A 19,761-nucleotide genomic window follows, 5' to 3' on the forward strand; every position below is an offset into this window, starting at 1 on the left:
ATTAATGTTAGTTAAAAAAATTGTCACAATTATTTAGTGAGTTGAAAGAATAAATCTCACAGAATCAGCCACACCCGCACAGTGATCACAAGCTTCTTCAATGTGTTTTGCAACGCTTAAAAACTGCATTATAAATCTAAGTGGAATATCCATTCGATTATACAAATGACCATGAAGATCTCGATACAATTCATCTACTTTTTCTTCTACTTCATCGATAGCATTACAATATGAAGGTGCTTTAGACAAATCGTCTCCAAGAGTTTTCATCAAATCACGAAGACGTTCTCCCATTTTAATAAAAGTTGTAATTAATTGTTGAAATTTTGGAATCATAGGATCATCTTTACGAGGTTGATATTTAATATTACCTAATCTTACAGAGGCCCCAGCTTGATTAGACATCACATCTGCCATCTTCATAACCAAACGCAAGAAGTCAGATCGATAAATACTAACAGCTTGGGCAACTGTTTCAAGACTTTTTTGACGAAGTTTATTCGCTTCTTTCTCTAGATTTCTTATTTTTTCAATACTATTAAATATATCATCGCTGTGTTCAAAGAAAGAGTTAATACATAACCCCATTTCTTTGAAAGTTTGATTAATATATTTGCTTTGGGCTTCTAAATTGGTAAATACTATTCTTTCCATTTTGTCCATAAATTTTTCACTGCAATTAACTATGATAATTACTACCTAAAAATAATACTGCCTTTTATTTACTTTACTTATTATAAAAAAAAAGATTCTAAAAGATTCTAAAAATTCGAATTTAATAACCAATTAAAGAAAACTGTTAAAATACCAGTAAATAACGCTGCAGCTACCATTTGCAATCCAAATTTCAAAATGCTTTCACGACTTAATCTTGCCAAATAAGAACCTAATAAGAAAAGGACGATCACAGAAAAAGCAAATGAAAAGATATACTGTACTAAACTTGCAGGTTGTGATGGATCACCAAATAAAAATGGAAGTACCACAATAATTACTCCTGCAAATGGAGAGAACCCATCAACAAAAGCAGCAACTTTACCTGCAAAATCTTGGGCTTCTTCAAACATTGTTTTAGGTTCCTTATTTGTCTTTGATTTTTTTTTATTTTTCTTGTTTATTGGCTTTTCTTGATTTAATTCAGAATTATTTTGATCATCTTGTAATTCTTCAGAACCACCATTAAAATCTATATTGTTTTTTTGGCTCTTTTCTAAAGGAATATTCTTTTTTGGAATCATTGAAGTGCGATGGTACTTTTTTCCAATACTATAAGTGGAAATTTCTTCAAACTTCCCGAGTGCAAGTTTTATATCACGATCTGAATAACGCGGTTGATCAGGATCTTCAGAGCGTTCGTTTCCTTCTGAATCCAATAATCCCAATACTTGTTTCATTTGAATTACATTTAAATTTCTTTCAGCGGATTCCGCTAAATGACTACCTGTTAATCCAGAAATTCCAATAGCTATAGCAGTTGTCAACCCACTAAAGAACAAGTAACCACTTGTCTGCATTGTTGAATCAGTTAACCAAAAAGCAAATCCAGCTAAAACGATACCAAGAGCAGTTAAAATACCATCAAAAAAATTCATTGCAAAGTATCTTCTAATTATTGGCGATGCTTCACTTATTTCCCATAGAATTTTATAGTGTTTTAACCTATTATCACGTTTGCTATTTTTCGACATTTTCGTGTCAATATATTTAAAATTAGAGAATTTATGATATGTGAATAATTAAAGTAACGATCATATTTAAGTGAATTTTACATGGGAAGTATGCTGATATAATTTTCCAGAAGTGTGTTCTTTAAAATCATGCCAATCTTCTAAAGTAGAATAAAGGGGGATATTAAATTTTTTATTATTTTCATGAATGATAATATTCCCTAAAAAGATAGATTTTCCTCGAGCACCCATGATTTCAAGAGTTTTAATTTTTTTTCCGATTATTGAGATAATTTTTACATTTTTTAGAACAATAAAGTTTGCCTGATCAATATTTTTTGAATTTCGCGCATGTTGGCAAAGATTTTCAGGAATAATAATTGATGGGTCGATTTCTAATTCAAATGAAGGAATTCCATCCAAAGAATAAAACCAAATTGCTCTAACATTTTGTAAATCTCGCCAACGCGGAATCTTCCAATGAAATCGAGTCATAGAGATTTGCATTCGAGGCATATCATTATTTAACATCCGCCCAACAAAAATTTTATTACTGAATATGTTATTTTTATTGAGACTTATGAAAATATCTTATATTGGAAGTGGTTACGTAGGTCAAGTTAATGCCGTAGGAGCTGCTTATTACGGCCATGATGTTATTTTGGTTGACATTGATAAATCCAAAGTTGAATCAATCAATCAAGGAAAACCAACTATCTATGAAGCACATTTAGAAGAACATATGAAAGATTTGGTGTTAAACAAAAAAAAACTTAGAGCTACAGAAAATCTGACAGAAGCAGTAAAATCAACAGATATCTCCCTTATCTGTGTAGGAACACCAGATAAAGGTGGTATGATTGATTTGTCTTATATCCAAGAGGTTGCTATTGATATAGGAAAAGCACTAAAAAATAAAAATCAATATCATATTGTTGTTGTAAAATCTACTGTTGTTCCTGGAACAACTCTAAAATTAGTAAAACCTTTAATTGAAGAATATTCTGGGAAAAAAGCAGGAGTAGATTTTGGAATCGGTATGAATCCAGAATTTTTGCGCGAAGGTGTGGCTTGGTTTGACAGTATTAAACCAGATAGTATCGTTATCGGCAGTCAAGATGAAAAAACCAAACAAACACTTAGAGAAATGTATTCATGGGCAGCTGAAGAGAAAATTACATATGTTGGAATAAATGCAGCAGAAGCAATTAAGTATGCAAAAAATTCATTTTTAGCGATGAAAATTACATTTGCAAATGAATGGGCAAATTTCTGCGAAGCAGTTGGAATTGATGCAAAAGAAGTACTAGAAGCAATTGGAGCAGACAAAAGAATTAGCCCAATGTTTCTTCGTAACGGCCCTGGTTATGGAGGTAGTTGTTTTCCAAAGGATGTAAACGCAATTGTTCATGCAGGTCAAGTAAACCATTCTCCATTTAGAATTTTAGAACAAGTTGTTCAAACAAATCATAATCAATATCTGAAATTAATAGATTTAGCAGAGAAGGTTGTAGGGCCTATTCGTAGAAAGAAAGTAGGAATATTAGGATTATCTTTTAAACCTTCAACTGATGATACCAGAGAATCTCCTGCATTACGAATTATTGCCTTTTTAGTTTCTCGTGGTTGTGAGATCAAAGCATATTGCCCTCAAGGAATACCAATGGCTAAGAAATGGTTAGAATCCAATCGCATTACTGAAGTTCAATATCAAATTGAAGCAAAAGGTTGTATCGAAGATGTTGATTTATTAATTGTTCCCACAGACTGGCCTGAATTTAAAGAAATTATTGCACAAACTGACGTTCCGACCTTTATTGGACATCGTTCTTTGATGGAACCAGCAAAATATCCGCATGTCTATGCACTGGGATATCCTAAACCATAAATTTTTCTTAGTGATAATGCAGAAGATATACAAGGAAATTTAAAGAAAAACTTATTCGCACTAAGAGAATATCAGATGAAGATCAAACAAAATCTAACGAAGATCAAGCTAAAAAATAAACAGAAAATTTATAAGAATATTCAAAAGAAGATTTAACGAGATATTTTACGGAGAAAAAAAATGGTGCAACCCCTAAAAATTCATCAACGGCATTTATTGAAATCAAAAGACATCAAAAAACTGATTCAGTTACTGCAGAATCAACTGGGTTTAAGTTCAGAGATCGTTTCCTCAGTGATAAGTCCGAAAAAGAAAGTAGAATGGATAAAGTTAGATGCTAATCAAGAGTTGTATGCAATAAATGGGTTATTAACTTTTTGGCATAGAGAAGGAAAATTCATCCCTTTGTTGAGTTACTTAACTAAACAGGATCTTCCCTATCCCAGAGTAAAGGTAGATCAAGGAGCGGTGAAATTTATGTCCAAAGGAGCCGATGTAATGCGTCCTGGAATAATCGAAATATCAGATGGAATTCATCCAGGTGATATTGTTTTAATTGAAGATCCACAACATGGTCGTATCTTATCAGTTGGCGAGGCACTATATTCAAGTGAAGAGATAGAATCGATGAATACTGGTAAGGTAATTAAATGTATCCATTCATTGTCCGATCCGATTTGGAATTTTTCGAAATCGTTTAAAAGCTAGCACTTATATCAATATTTAAAGCAGACTTAAGAAATGATGATGAATTGTGCGAGTAAGTTTGGTGCTAGTATGTTCAGACAATTTTTTTTTTAGTTTTTTAAAATTTGATTGAATTAAAAAAGCGCATTTTCTTAAACTTATTCGCACTGAAAAATTCTTTCATAGAAACAAGATTAAAATAATTTGTTTTATTGAAATGTTGTAAAATCCAGATAAATGATAAAATTCAAAATTTCTTTAAGATTTTGCATCCAAACGTTCTGTTAATCCAGAAATATAATAAGCTGAAATGATTTTCATTTCAGTAATTTAAGAATGAAATTCAAATATCTGTTATAGATGCAATCTACGATATTCTTTTTTAGAGCATCTCTCCGAAACATTATTATATGTGAAAAACAATATATCGTTCACATATTTGTAATTAGAATTATGAGCCATTCAATAATTTTTGCATCTCAATTACAATTTTTGGGAAGATTTATTGAAATGGACTAAAAAGGGGGAATCCTTTATTAAAAATCTCAAGCTAAAAAAACAAATTTTAAGCATTGTTCTTATTGCATCCATGTTGTGTAATATTGCACCACAAGTTGCAGCAATAGGAACACAACTGACAAATGTAGAGCAATCAGACACAGTAAAAGCAAAGAAAGAATTGAAACTTGATTGGGTTTATGTGTTTTATGATCCAAGTAATGAAGATATGAAGTATTTAGGAAAATCGGTTTACGAAATCCTAAATTACCGCATTTACAATTTAAATCTTATTCCGGTTAATTCTAAGGATGATATTCAATCAAAATTGGAAGATCAACCTTGGATTGCCATTTATGCCTTCAAGGCAAACCTTACAGGTATGTTTATTGGAGAAAATTTTATACCATGGCAAGAATATTACGGAATTTTAGCCCTTCACCAAGAAACAAAACATGTAGTTGGAATGGGAAATACACTTTCCTTAGAGAAAATCATTCCCAATGGAGAAGAAGAGGGTGTAGATTTTCTCTATTCCAGTCAAGCAGACCAAATTGATTTACTATTATTGGTCCTATATGATATTTGGACAGTTTCAGAATTAGCAAATCAACGAGCACAAATTGAACCAGAATATAATGCCACAGCTGTGGATTTAACTTTAATGGCTACGAAATTGTATGCAGATAATTTTAATACCTTCATACAAGTAAATTTTCAGCCAGTAAAACCTATTGGACAAATCGATGAAGTAGATCGACAGATACGAACCGACGAAATGTATAAAAGACATGCCCCTCAGATTGAATCGACATATTATCATAAAGAAGAAAATGGAAGTTTAACTGAAATCCCTCCAAACGAAATAGATGAAACATTCCAACCAACAATAAAACTTTCACCACAATCGGAATTGGATGAAGGTGATTTTATTTTGGGTGAAATTCCCTTTTTGTCGGGATTGAATGGACCTATTGGAGAAATAATCGATATTTTACTCCCTCTTTTAGCAGGAGAAGGGGGAAGCGTACTCTCGATCCCTAGTTCAGTTATGGAAACAATAAAAGATTCTTTTGGCCAAATCCAACAAATTATAGGTTTGGTAAGTGATTTCAGCGCAGAAAGTGCATTAAAAACCCTCTTGGACATTCTTAGCAATGAATTTCCCTTCATTGAAGAATTAAAACCATTTTTAGAAATTTTCACCAAGGCCTTATTCAACCTTAGAGGGGGAATCGATGACATTTCACAAGTTATTTTCGATCTTCTAAATGCTGTCTTGCAAGCCGTTCTACCAGATTCAGTCAATGAAATTGTAGGTACTGTTTTAAATGTTGGTGAAGATCTATGGAATGAAATAGATGCAGTTGTAAACGAAGGAAAAAGCGTATTTGATGCAATGGTTGGCTTTTTCAGTGGAAATGTAATGAAAGGAATTTTAAATAAAACATTAGTCTCGAGTTTAGGACTTTCTCAAAGCACCGCAACAGATTTAGTAGATAAATTTGTGCCATTTATCAAATCAACTGTTTCATTCTTAGTCAGTTTTGATACAGACACTCTAATTGAAACAATTACTGGTCCAGTCATGCAAGCTGTGCTTGGTACTTTAGACTCACTGCAAATCGACGGATTAGAAAAAATCGGAAAAGTTCTCAAACTTGCATTTAAGGTTGTAGATTTAGCAGATAGTTTTACTGTTGAATCTGTGATTGATGTTTTGAAAGAGGCAATCTTGATTTTCATAGATTCAGAGGATATTCAAGGCGATGTAGAGAAGTTAGCTCAGAAAATAATGAAAATCGTTCAAAATTATAAAGAAGGTGCATTTAGCAGCATATCTAACTTTAAAGACCATGTAATTAATACATTATCCGAATCACTTGCAAGTAAAGTTTCTACAGAAACAAAACAACTATTTGCAAATATAATGACCATGATTTGCGGAATTTATAATGATGGATTCAATCCTGCCGAATTACCCAATATTTTTGATTTAGCTGAAGAAATTATCGATTATCTAAATATGGATAGTGGTTTAGCAAATACCCTTAAAGGGGCAATCAATAATTTAGTAAAACCTATCTTGGGAATTATCGGACATTTGACAAATTCTGAAGGATTAAAGCAAATGCTACCTGCTGATCTCTTTTCCACAGAAAACTTAATGCAAGCGATCCCAGAGCTCATTGAAACTGTATTGGATTACATAGATTCTGATGATGTATTAGATGGATTACCTGATGTTGATACAATAATTGAAACTTTTGGACAAATTACCAGCGGAATAATGAGTGTAGTCGATGCAGTTAAAGGAAAATCCTTTACTGGTGTTTTAAAAGCCATTTGGATGTCAGTAGGCTCAATAATCACCTTAATTCCACCTTTTGATGAAATTCCACTGGATGCTCTCTTCAAACTTTTCCAAACATTCTTCCCCGAACAATTCGGATTAACTTTAGATACAGCACCCAATCCCGTAGAAGTTGTGCAGCAAATAATTGATAGTGCGTCTTCATTCTTAGATTCATCCGCTCAAGAAACTTTATCAACATTCTTAAATATGGCTATGAATTTAAAGGGTCTTTTCACAGATGGCTTGGATTGGATGGTAGGAAAAATACTCGATTGGGTCGGCGGTCTTTTAGAACCTATCTTAAATGATATCGAATCTTCATTAATGGGCATTTTAGGTGGAACAGGGGATCTCTTAGGTTATCACGGGAAAATACCTATTGGACTCGGTGATTGGAGTTTATTTGATCTAAAAATAGATTTGGGTATCCAAGCTAACTTTAATATCGACGCAACCCCACTGCTTGAATTGGTAAAAAGTATGATTCTTGATGCACGTTCCACCTTTTCTCTCGATAATGTAGATGATTTCTTCAAGACCATCTTTTCTATGTTTGAAATTAGCCCGCAATTCTATGCTGAATTGGGCGTTTCAGGAATGGACAGTGAATCCAATTCATTCATGAAATACTTGCTCGAATCTCTCGGTCTGGAGCTAAGTTTTTCTGGATATGCGAAATTCGTAATGAATCTATTTACGTTTAAAGGGGGCATTTTTGAATGGGAAGATTTCTTCCATGTCGTTGAGTGGGCATTCGGTATCAAAATTGAACTCGGAAAAACATTCACATTACTCGATTTCTTAACAGGCGGAGTTGGTGGCGGTGCGTTAAGTGCTGTTTCAGAATTTTTAGGTCTTGATAGTATTAACGTCAGAGTTTGGATTGGGCTAAGTCTTGATATCGTAAAAAAGGCCGGCTCGGCAACCCAACCCGAGGTATCAACCCTAACTGTGGTACTTACGCTCGGGTGTGCGGTAACGATCGGTATAGATCTGCTGATCGTTGGTATCAAGTTAATAGGCTCTTTGGAAATAATTCTTACTTTCTTCCAAGATTTCGCCGCGGCAGCACCCATGAAAATCACGCTGCGGTTGGTTCTAACCTTCAAAATCGAACTCAAATTCCTGTTTTCAACAACAACCAAAACATGGACTTGGGAACCTGGAGGTCCGTGGGATTTATCACCCAATAAAGGTGATCCAGAATATGAAAAATCTGGAGTCGGTTTTGACTCAGATGGAGATGGGTTGGGAGATGATTACGAAGCAGATATACCAGGTTTAGACCCTAATAACCCCGATACAGATGGGGACGGTGCAAACGACAAATTAGAAGTAAAAACTATGAATACTGATGCAACTAATCCCGATACTGATGGAGATGGATTACTTGATGGAGAAGAATGGGAATTGGGAACCAATCCACTAGTACAAGATTCGGACTATGATAAATTATCAGATTACGAAGAAGTGAAAATATATTTTACTGATCCACTATCTCAAGATACTGATGGAGACCGTTTGTCAGATTCCTTTGAAGTTTATACAAGATGGGACATCAGCAATGTAACAACAACTGTTGAAGAAGTTATAATCGGAGGAATAAGTTACAATGACCACACTGATCCATTAAATAAGGACACAGATGGAGACGGATTGTTGGACGGAGAAGAAGGACCTATGGGACCATACTACGGAAATAGCGCGCTGTATAATGAATCAAGCTCAGATCCCAATCCCCTGATCTATTTTAATGGTTATACTCACCCATTGGACGCTGATACAGATGATGATTCCTATCTACAGCTTTACAATGGAGCCATTGACACGCAAGCCTTAACCTTTTTAAAGGACATGAATGACGGTGCGGAAGTTAGGGGTTTTGATATAATTGTTTTTGATGAAGAAGGAGAACCTGAATGGAAACATGTAATTACAAATCCATGCAACCCAGATACTGACGGCGACACAGGAATTACTGATCGTACACCGCAACCAGGAGCATGGATAAATTCAGACGGCTATGAATTGGCACAAACACCTCCAACTGATCCAACTGATGGTGATAGCGATGATGATGGACTATTGGATGGTTTAGAAGGGGTGCTTAACCAATTCTCCAATCATACAAATCCGCTTGATCCTGATACTGATGATGACGAACTTCTTGATATGCACGAAATCCTTCTCGGCACAGATCCTCGTTGCGCAGACACAGATTTGGACATGATTCCCGACGGAATTGAGTTTTATGTATTTCACACTAACCCTCTTTTACCTGATTCTGATTTCGATGGTTTGAGTGATGGGGAAGAAGTTTATATTTGGCATTCAAATCCATTATGTGATGATTCTGATGGTGATCGACTTCTAGATGGCGCAGAAGTATTACGTTACGGTTCTGATCCAATGGATGATGACTCAGATAATGATGGCCTTACAGATTTTGAGGAATTCATGATTTACTACACAAACCCATTTGAATACGATTCTGACGGTGATGGTCTTTCTGATGGGGAAGAGATCATATTGTATGATACAGATCCTTTGAATTGGGATACCGACATGGATTCAATAACCGAACCTAATGCACAAGGCGAAATGACATGGTCGATGAGTGACTATGACGAGATTATGTACTACGGAACAGATCCCACCAAACCAGACACTGATTTTGATGGTTTGAGCGATTCTATCGAATTATATTTAAGTTCGGGCATTATTCCATGGGCACCTATGAATTTCACATTAAATCCTTTAGCAAAAGATACTGATAATGATGGTTTTGCAGATGGATCAGAGTTGTTAATGAAGAATGTATCACAGATAATCTATCCATTTGTTTCATTGACATATACGCTTCCTTATAATACAAGCCCATCTTTAGCTGATACTGATGGTGATGGATTAAATGATTATGAAGAGGTAATCACATATACGACTTCACCTACGCTTGTGGATACAGATAATGATACTTTGAGTGACTACGATGAAATTATGGTCTATAACACCAGTGCTTTGACCAATGATACTGATGGTGATGGATTACTTGATTATGAAGAATTACTTGTGCCTATGTCTTTAAGTCAGCCAAGTGCTTCGACAGGAGATGGAAGTGTACCAAGGATTGCTGCAAAATACGGTACAGATCCAAACGATTGGGATAGTGATGATGATTATTTACCTGATGGTGCAGAAGTTTACTTATATGGAAGTGATCCTTTAGATCCTGATTCAACAGATTTGATTCCGGATGGTGTACTGGACGGCGATGAATTTGATAGTGATTTAGACGGTCTTTCTGATGGAATGGAATTTTATATAGGAACCCAAAGGGTATATAGAGGGGGAATATTCAATCCAGATTCAGATTTTGATGGATTGTTAGATGGAGACGAATATTACACTTTTGGAACAGACCCTAAGAAATCCGACACCGACAATGACGGCTACAGTGATGGTATTGAAATTACAGTAGGAACTGATCCGCTTGTATTTACCAATAAAAGTCAATTTAACGAAGCTTTAGCCCTCCTAAAGGGTAATCTCAATTTGGTTATTTTGCAACCTCGTAGTGATAAGAAGGTTTATCAAAATACACCAGTTGAAGTTGCTAACCTAACAGCAATGCAAGAAGTGTGGTATCGTTATAAAGGATCAAATAATACTGAGTGGTCAAGTAATATTTCTTGTCAATATGATGTAGGAAGTCAATTATGGCAAGATAAGAACGTAACATGGCAACCAGGACCAACTGAAATGGAAGTTTACGGTCGTGGAGTAAACGGAACCCTGTATAAAGCATATGTACAGTTTACAGTACATAGTGGAAATGCACCAAATTGGGTTCTAATAGGAGGTTTAAGCAGTGGTGGAACAATCGGGCTTGCCTTACTGATATTTATTTTAATCAAGAAAAAGAAGGGAGGGAAATAATAAATGAAAAGTTTTGATAAGCAGGAAAAATCAATTGTAATTATTACATTTTTAATGGTAAATATGTTTATTAGTTTACCATTTATTTGGGTTAATTTTTCAGACAAATCAGCCTTACAACAAACGAGTAATGATGATTTTTCAGAATATACAGTTACTAATGGATTCGATGATTTACCCGATTCAATTAAGCCTGCAGTAACTAATTTACTCAGCAGTGAAAATCCCGTTTTTCCATCTGATGTAGATATAGGAGATGTTTTGACAGATCGTAAAAATGACTATAATACAATTTTTGAACCTTGGAAATCTCAAGCTGCAGTACATGCCATTGCTTATGATGAATCAACAGGATTTTTGGCAGTAGGTGGAGGTTATTTGTATGACAATGAAATCCATATTTACCGTCAAAATGTCGAAACAGGAAAATTCGATAAAGTATGGGACGCTGGCAGCGACATCATTCAATCAGATATAATGTGTGTTGATTTTGGAGATACAGATTTAAACGATTTTCTTGAAGTAATTGTAGGCAGTTCTGATGGACATATTTATGTTTTTGAACAAAATCACATTTACGATCCATATACAAATACAGAAAATATGTTTGAACTTGTATGGGTCTCTGAATCTCACTTTAGAGTCTTTGCTTTGAAAGTTGATGATGTAGATCGCGATTATCGACCTGATATAGTGGCAGGAACATGGGATGGATTATTTTTGTATGAATATTCTAATCATTCAAACTATCCATTCAGCGAAGAGCATTGGATAACATATGATCAAGTGTTTGCTTATCCAATGGATGAAAAAATCTATTCTCTTGAAACAGGAGATACAAACTATAATGGATTGCCTGAAATAGTCGTTGGAACTCGTTCTGGAAAAATTTATGTTTTTGAAAATGATGGTTTAGTCACTTATTTAAATGGACAACCCTTCCCTTTGATCAGTGATAATCATTATGCATTACGGTGGACTAGCGAAAATTACACTTGGACTCCAATTATTTCTATGGATATTGGTGAATTAGATGGAGATCCCGGGCCAGAACTAGCAATCATTGCACAAGGTCAAGGATTATTCTTGTTAGATTGGGATAATGCTCGTCAAACCTATATATATCAAAAAATCGGTAAAGATTACAAAGAATGGGAGACTTTTGGATACTGGGGTTTAGATTATTATGTCGATCGAGTTATATCAGCAAATAACGTTACATATCACGACCCAGTTAATGCAAGCTTAATTGTAGATGAACCAATTAATTATGTTTGGAATGGAGGATTAGGAATTTTCCTTCCTGATGCGGATGCTTATCCATATAATACAGGGTTAGCAGGTCCACCAGATGGTAATTATACAACATTTGACGCTTCTTCGGCTGATATTGATAATGCAACAGCAATAGTTGATTTTGGGTTAGATGAAGAAGGAACTGGAAGTGCAAATAGTGCTGCGGATATAATTATTCAATTTCAATCCAGTGTACCTACTGATATTGCGAACTATTTTAACTTTTCAATATCCCAAAATGGAGGAGATTTCATTCAAATTGATCCAACTCATTTTTCAATGATAAGTAATCGTTTGTTGATTGATGTAGATTCGGAATTACATAGTCGAGAGTGGGATTGGTTCCGATATGCAAAAATTTCTGTTTTCAATAACGGATCTTTCATTATCAATTCTTTAGAATTAACAAATGTTTACAATTTGCTTACGGATGCATTAAGTGTAGAAATTGGACCAATGCGAACAAATGGAATGAAATTTTTAAATGATGAAACAGAATTGGATAAAATAATAATTGGAACAGTTTATGGAAAATACATTGTTGTAGGCTATGATACAGGAACAAATCAATATAAGATCTTATGGGATTCTGGTGAAGATGATAGATATACAATGAAAACTGGTATATGGGATCTTGTTCATATTAATTCACAGACTGATATTCCTATATTTAAAACTACTCCAGTTGAATCACCATATCCAATATTACCCATACCTGGAGATTATAACACCTGGTCAATTGTTAATTGGGATCCATATGGTGTGAATGATGGTAAAAAGGGAATTATTTTAGGAACCCGTAATGCAAGGATAGATGTACGGAATAATCTTGGTGCTAATGATACCGATCAAGTTTTACATTTAGAAGTTTTAAATGAATATATTAGAAGTAATGATTGGTTATACTCTTCCATAGCACCATTTAAGTTTGGAGGATTATTAACACCTGCTTTAGCTGTCGGTGTATTTAATCCGAATATTGATCCTGTAGGAACATTTAATAATGATCCTTCAGGGAATATTGTATTTTCCTATAGAATTCAATCTGAAGTAGATTTTCTCCCTGAAAATACTTTTAATTTGATTTCTTGCGACACAACTGGTGAATTGACGACATTGGTTAGTAATACTCGAACAACTCCAAAAATGACATTCTATGATTATGATGGAGATGGAGATCAAGATATGATTTTATCAATAGGACAGATATACTTAGCTAAATCTGAAATGGAAGAAACAGGAACACTCAATTTTACACTAGTGCCTGGATATTTTGACCAGATCAACCAAGAAATGAATTCTTACGGTTGGGGTCAACCTGATGTCTATGATATTAATAAAGATGGTGTAGAAGACTTGATTCTTAATTATGCCAATTCTTATGGTGCCACTATTTTTATTAATAATGGAGACAATGAAATTCCAGAATGGTATCAAGATAAAACGATTTTGACAAATTATAATCCCGAGACTAATATCAAGCTTATGAATTTAACAGATGCCAGAATAGTTCCAATCGGTGAAGGATATTTCCCAGATTATTCCTATAATTTATATGGAATTGAGCCAAAATCTGATGTGCATTTAATCTTTTATAATAATTTAACCGGAAAATTTCAATGGACGGAACCTGAATACAATGCGATTGATTCTTATTTGGTTGCAACATATCCATTAGTTTCTCGAATGGATTTCAGTTTGATTGGATTAGAAGACGAAGGAATTGCAAATCTTGGATTCCATGTAAGAGAATCATGGAATAATGATTTTGATTTGAAAGATTGGAGTTTGAGCATTGCTTCAGCAGATTTGGATGGTGATGGTAAAGGAGAACTTATTGTTGGTGATTATGATAACAATATGTATGCTTTTGAGAACTTGTTGAATAATACTTATAAAAGAATGTATCAATCCCCAGACCTATTGCATGAAGAGAATTCTACAGAAAGCCCTTATCTTTATGAAGAATTAGAAGGTATATCCGGAGAATTTACGAGACGGATATGGGATCATGCAGAGTATTTATTAGCAGATGTTGATTTAGATGGAGACGGATTAAAAGAAGTATTAGTTGCTACAGATTTACAGATCCATATATTTGAGGATGCAGATTTATTTGGTGGAGATCAGTTGAATTATATCAATACAATAGATTTACGCCAATCATCATTCAACGGTGCATTTGCTTGGGAACAACTTGAAAGTGAAACAATTACAGCAATATCTTATGGAAATGACTTAGATTACAATGGAAAGTCAGAATTAATTGTAGCAGCGGGACCGTTCTTATTTGTTTTAAATATAGAACAAGATAATTATGTTCACTGTCTTGAAGATGGATATTTTGTTACAAATAATAATATTGAAGGACGCTATGCTTTGATCGGGAACCCCAATGGAGGAACTGATTTCAAATATGCTGTAATAAATGCAATCACAACTGGTGACACTGATGAAGATGGATATAAAGAATTGATCATAGGAGGCATTCTGGATAAACGATACAACCATCAAGATGGCTTTGTTTATATTTACGAATGTCAAGGTGGAACATTTTATTCTGTCTGGGAAGCTCCCCAAGAAGTTGTTCAATGGAATCCTATTACAACACTTACTCTTGATGATCAAGATTATGATTCATCACAGGAAATAATCATAGGTCATTCACAAGGCTTTGATGTATGGGAATGGATTCCAGGAACCGATTCTGATTACATGAAAACAGAATATGTCACAAGCAATCCAAATTATCCTATTATTGAACCCAAAAATATGCTGTATCCAGGTGTAGATTATCCTTATACAGTATTGGTGGATCGTGGAAGGATGGATTTGGCGAATGGAAAGGGACAATACGCAGATTACATGTTCCAGGTATATTCAAATGGTACTAGTTTGTATCAGCAAGGACCAGATGATTATTGGATGACTTCAATTAAAAGTAGAATATGGTGGAAAATTTATTTTAAGTCTTCAAATTTTTGGTTTAAAGGTGGCCTCATGATTTCTGATCCGAGTTATATGAATAATTTAGACTCAGAAATCCAACCTTCAATTTCTATATTTAATGATGATGAATTGTATGCAGCGTGGGTAGCTGTTGATAGTTCGGGAAATGGACAATTATGGGCAGCAAAATATCAATTTGGAGTCGGTTGGGGAAATCCTTTTGCAATGTCTTCTATTGGTGTTGGAATTGATCGTCAAATGCCAAAAATCTTCGAATATGATGATAATACAATTGGAGTTCTCTATATTAAAGACAATAGATTAGCATATTCATTACGTCCAAAAGATTTATCTTCAGGAGCAATTTTAAGTTGGATGAATTATCCAGACTATACAGGATTAAGCATTCATTCTTGTGCGATTACAAAACTAGAAAGCGGCGAATTTATTTTGGCATTTTCTGCGATTAATGATTGGATATCCAAACCAGATTTTGATATATGGACTATGACTTTAGATAACAATTTTAATTATTCTAAAGCGACCCTTCATCAAGCAACAACATCGAATGTGAATGAGCTTTATCCAGATATTGATTATCTTCGTAATCCAGAAGGAAGTGTTGCAATAATTTATGAATCTGAAGGTGTTGAATTTGATAAGCGGCTTGGAATGGTAGGTTCAACAAATAAAGGATTTTCTTGGCATAAACAGAAGACAGTTAGTGATATCAGTGATGAATTGCATATGATTGAATCTGTGAATCCAAATCAAATCGTGTGGGAATTTGATAATCCAAATTTAGGTCGTGTTTCTTTAACTGCACCAATTGTTCAATCACCAACAATTGTAGGTATTGATGGAGAAGGATTTGGTTATGCTTATGCATTTTCAGCTGCAGAAATAGTTGGAACATATACTATAATAAAAGGAGATTATCCATTGTGTATTCCATATTACGGAACAAATCTTCAATCCGATTGGATAATGAATGATTTAGAAGGAGTTGTCGATTTAGCTGTTGGTGACACAGATAATGATGGAAGGAGGGAAATAGCTGTTGGTTGGGATTCACAAGTTGCTGTATATGAATTGGATTCTTCGACAGATGGAACAGGTTTTATGGAATATTCGCAAGTTTGGCTTTCTAATCCTTTCAAAAATGAGTTTACGGGAATTACAATTTATGATACAAATGGTAATGGGTGGGAAGAAATTGGAATCTCAACAAAACGAGGTAATGTATATTTAATGGAATATCCGAATCCGACTTCAGAAAAGATTAGAATGATCCAGTCTAAAGAATTATGGTCGAAAGATATTGGAATCTATGCAAAAGCTCAGAATATGGTATCATATGACTATGATCATGATGGAAATGATGAAATGATAGTTATTGATTATCTAAGTGGACGCTTGAAATTGATTGATGAGACAGGTGATGAAGTTTGGAGTGAATTATATGGTTCAGGATATTCAAAATCACTCATATTAGCAGATATTACAAATGATTCGACACCTGAGATTTTATTTGCAAAAGAAAATGGATATATCTATGTAGTGGATATAAAAACAGGAATCCAATTATGGAATCGATCCAATTCAGGTGGTAGTGGAGGTGGAGATATCGAAGTTATTAGAGTAGGAAATATTGACAATTTAGGAATGCCTGAGGTTCTATACTGTGATAATGCAGGATGGCTTACAATTTTAGATTATCAAGGAAACTTCACTGCAGAATATGATTTAAATGATGGTGGATCAGGTTCTGTTTATTCCGCTGAATTAGGATATTTCATGTCAACAACTAATTTATCTTTGGCATATGGAAACTCTCAAGGAATTCTCAGAGTAATTAATCCACTCAATGGATCTATCTTGTATGAAAGTGCCCAAAATATAATTTCAAATAATCCTTCATATTGGTCCGTTCCTATATTACATTTAGATATTGATGATGATAATCTGGAAGAACTGATTATTGGTGATGATTGCTTGCGAATTGTTGATCCATTTGATGACACAATAATTTACAACTCTACTTATTATGGTGAAATTCAAAATAACATGTTCTTAGCTAATTTCGATAATGATGATGATTTAGAGGTGCTTATTGAAACAGTAGATAATGGAATCTTCATGGAAGACATTGTTGCACGACAAACCAAATGGCATTACAGTCCATCTTCAGGAAAAGTAAAAGATATTGATATTGGTCATTTCCAAGATGATGGTTTACTTGATATTGCTTTAGTTACAGAAGACGGATTTGTCATTGCTGTAGATGGTTTAAGCGGAAATATGATTTGGTTCAATTTCACAGGAGATCAATATGATGGACTCGAATGTTTATCCAAAATTAATACAAACAAGTCATTTCCAACAGCTTGGGATAATGTAGGATTGATTCATCAATTCGATTCATATATATTAAATCTGACTGAACAAACGCCAGCATTCATTGAACGTGCATTAGATTATTCAGTAAAACTAAATTCAAATAACATAGAAGTTTGGAGCGCAGACATCAAGCCAGATGGAGTAGACGAAGCAATTTGGCTTGAAGATGGAAAACATTTAGTAGTATGGGATTATTTATCTCGAAATATTATTTGGGAAAAGAATTTCAGCGATGACATATTCTTTGTTCGTTTTGGTGATATAAATAATCACACAGAATATAAAGAAATTGTTGTTGTTTATGCAAATAATCTGATTGAAGTCTATAGTATTGAAGATAATACGATGTTATTTGAAATTAAGCCTGAAGAAAATTATGTACCTAAGGATGTTTTAATTGCAGATTTCAATAATGCTTATGATGGAGAAGAATTAGCGATACTATATGAAAAATCTGAAGGAGTTGATAATGGAACCATAGAATGGTATGATTCGCTTGGGAAATTTCTTTATCGAAGTGAAACAGATTTCTCAACTGTTGGAAGTAAAATACTTTCAATTCACTCCTCCAGTTTAGTTACTTTTGATGTGGCAATCGCCGGTTATTTTTCATATATTGATGTATTTAATGGAAACGATGGAAAACGAGCTCATCATATATATTATGCACCTTATGTTTATGACTTTATTAGCGGTGATATCAACGGTGATGGCTTAACTGAAGTGGTAACATCAAATTCAATCGATACAGTTGTAGTGTGGGATATTAACAGCGGGAGTTCAATATTATCCTTAGGTTTTGGGACAGGAAATGCAGTTCAAATGAAAATGGGCGATATTTACTTAAATGACTCCAGAGAAGAATTGGTTGTTTATGTAGATCAAATTGGTGTAGTTGCCTTTGAAGATTCTGCAACATCTACAGATGATTATGCATGGATTTTTAATGCACCCTTAATACTCAGAGAAAAAAATACTGAAATCATGATTGCAGACCATAATAATGATGGTTATAAAGATTTATCCTTTATTAACTATAATTATTGGAACGTAATTGATGGTCAAACAAGTCGGTTACTATGGCATTACCAATCAGATGAGCCTATTTCTGATTTTGCATTTGGTGTTTTTGATGAAAGAGGTGAACAATTTGGAATGGCTTACAGAGAAAATGATAGCTTATTTTTCATTTCACACAGACCTACAGAACCTCCAATTTCAGGTCAAGGTGGAGGAATTCCAGAAAAAATTGTAGGAATTAAACCAGGACAAATTGCGGTTGTTATGTTTGCATTACCACTTTTGATTGTTGGAATTTACGTATTTTCGCATAGATTACGGAAAATTCATGAATAATTCAATTGTTTTTTTTTACTTTTTTTAATTTGGGAGTTTTCAGATTCTAAGATTAAAAAATTCCATGATTTAAATAAATTTGTTGGCTTGTTATCGATTTTTTCTTACAAAGTGCTTCCATCATTCAAAAAAGTTATGATTTTTCAGTTGGGTGCATTCAAACCAAAAAAAATAAATTAAATCTCACTTTGTAATGCTTAGTTGAAGATCACATGAGAAACCCATCTCTTCATTTACATTTTAAAACCTTGTATGGCAAACTAGTAAAGATTCGAATTCGATTATATCAAACATTTCTCACCGGTACTCTCGAATCAGTGGATCAATATTCCAATATCCTGCTAAGTAATGCTACCGAATATCAAAAAAATGAAGAAACGGGCGAATTGATCGAAAAAGAAACCTATGCCAACCTGCTTTTGCGGGGCGACTCAATTATCAACTTATCAACTACCTAAAAATCAAAATATTCACGGTGACAACTTATGGGAAAAGGAACACCATCATTTGGAAAACATAATAAGGCTTCAACTCATAAAATGTGTCGTCGATGTGGAAGTCACAGTTATCATAAAAGATTAGGATATTGTGCGAGCTGTGGTTTTGGAAAGACATCACGATTGCGAACTTATAATTGGAATGTTAAAATTAGAGCAGCCAATGGACAGAAAGCCCGAAATGGACGTAAAGAAATGTTTTTAAGAAAAGTCAAAGGAAAACATACTAAA

8 protein-coding genes and 1 pseudogene are annotated in these 19,761 nt (G+C 34.1%); 6 read left to right on the forward strand and 3 right to left on the reverse strand.

Translation table 11 applies throughout. The annotated features are described in order from the left end of the window. Nucleotides 1-33: 33 nt before the first annotated feature. The 3 genes from ACXLDF_RS06325 to ACXLDF_RS06335 all read right to left on the reverse strand — a co-directional run bounded on the left by ACXLDF_RS06325 (nt 34) and on the right by ACXLDF_RS06335 (nt 2,183). On the reverse strand, nt 34-663 hold the full coding sequence (locus ACXLDF_RS06325; protein WP_457557656.1) for a DUF47 domain-containing protein: 630 nt from the start codon (nt 661-663) through the stop codon (nt 34-36). Between the two features lie 98 nt (nt 664-761). Further along, a complete protein-coding gene (locus ACXLDF_RS06330) occupies nt 762-1,688 on the reverse strand; it encodes a VIT1/CCC1 transporter family protein (RefSeq protein WP_457557657.1) in 927 nt (308 codons plus the stop codon). Nucleotides 1,689-1,754: 66 nt separating this feature from the next. Continuing rightward, a complete protein-coding gene (locus ACXLDF_RS06335; RefSeq protein ID WP_457557658.1) occupies nt 1,755-2,183 on the reverse strand; it encodes a hypothetical protein in 429 nt (142 codons plus the stop codon). A 64-nt stretch (nt 2,184-2,247) separates the two neighbouring features. On the opposite strand from ACXLDF_RS06335, the gene ACXLDF_RS06340 reads away from it, so the two are divergent. The 6 genes and pseudogenes from ACXLDF_RS06340 to ACXLDF_RS06365 form a co-directional block, all read left to right on the forward strand. Beyond that, the gene (locus ACXLDF_RS06340; protein ID WP_457557659.1) at nt 2,248-3,555 is read left to right on the forward strand and encodes a UDP-glucose dehydrogenase family protein; all 1,308 of its coding nucleotides are present in this window, start codon (nt 2,248-2,250) and stop codon (nt 3,553-3,555) included. Nucleotides 3,556-3,735: 180 nt separating this feature from the next. Then, nucleotides 3,736-4,263: a DUF1947 domain-containing protein gene (locus ACXLDF_RS06345; protein WP_457557660.1), complete on the forward strand. Its 528-nt coding sequence runs from the start codon at nt 3,736-3,738 to the stop codon at nt 4,261-4,263. A 484-nt stretch (nt 4,264-4,747) separates the two neighbouring features. Further along, nucleotides 4,748-11,032 carry a phage tail protein gene (locus ACXLDF_RS06350; protein ID WP_457557661.1) on the forward strand — a complete coding sequence of 2,095 codons (6,285 nt, stop codon included), beginning with the start codon at nt 4,748-4,750 and terminating at the stop codon, nt 11,030-11,032. A 3-nt stretch (nt 11,033-11,035) separates the two neighbouring features. Next, a complete protein-coding gene (locus tag ACXLDF_RS06355) occupies nt 11,036-19,033 on the forward strand; it encodes a hypothetical protein (protein WP_457557662.1) in 7,998 nt (2,665 codons plus the stop codon). A 212-nt stretch (nt 19,034-19,245) separates the two neighbouring features. Next, on the forward strand, nt 19,246-19,491 hold the full coding sequence (locus ACXLDF_RS06360; RefSeq protein WP_457557663.1) for an LSM domain-containing protein: 246 nt from the start codon (nt 19,246-19,248) through the stop codon (nt 19,489-19,491). Nucleotides 19,492-19,518: 27 nt separating this feature from the next. Next, a pseudogene (locus ACXLDF_RS06365) lies at nt 19,519-19,680 on the forward strand (50S ribosomal protein L37e); the annotation flags it as partial. Nucleotides 19,681-19,761: the final 81 nt, after the last annotated feature.

This window comes from Candidatus Harpocratesius sp., from assembly GCF_054039255.1.

Coding starts and splice junctions, on each gene's coding strand:
- ACXLDF_RS06325 (WP_457557656.1), bottom strand. CDS start 663: ATGGACAAAATGGAAAGAATAGTATTTACCAATTTAGAAGCCCAAAGC.
- ACXLDF_RS06330 (WP_457557657.1), bottom strand. CDS start 1,688: ATGTCGAAAAATAGCAAACGTGATAATAGGTTAAAACACTATAAAATT.
- ACXLDF_RS06335 (WP_457557658.1), bottom strand. CDS start 2,183: ATGCCTCGAATGCAAATCTCTATGACTCGATTTCATTGGAAGATTCCG.
- ACXLDF_RS06340 (WP_457557659.1), top strand. CDS start 2,248: ATGAAAATATCTTATATTGGAAGTGGTTACGTAGGTCAAGTTAATGCC.
- ACXLDF_RS06345 (WP_457557660.1), top strand. CDS start 3,736: ATGGTGCAACCCCTAAAAATTCATCAACGGCATTTATTGAAATCAAAA.
- ACXLDF_RS06355 (WP_457557662.1), top strand. CDS start 11,036: ATGAAAAGTTTTGATAAGCAGGAAAAATCAATTGTAATTATTACATTT.
- ACXLDF_RS06360 (WP_457557663.1), top strand. CDS start 19,246: ATGAGAAACCCATCTCTTCATTTACATTTTAAAACCTTGTATGGCAAA.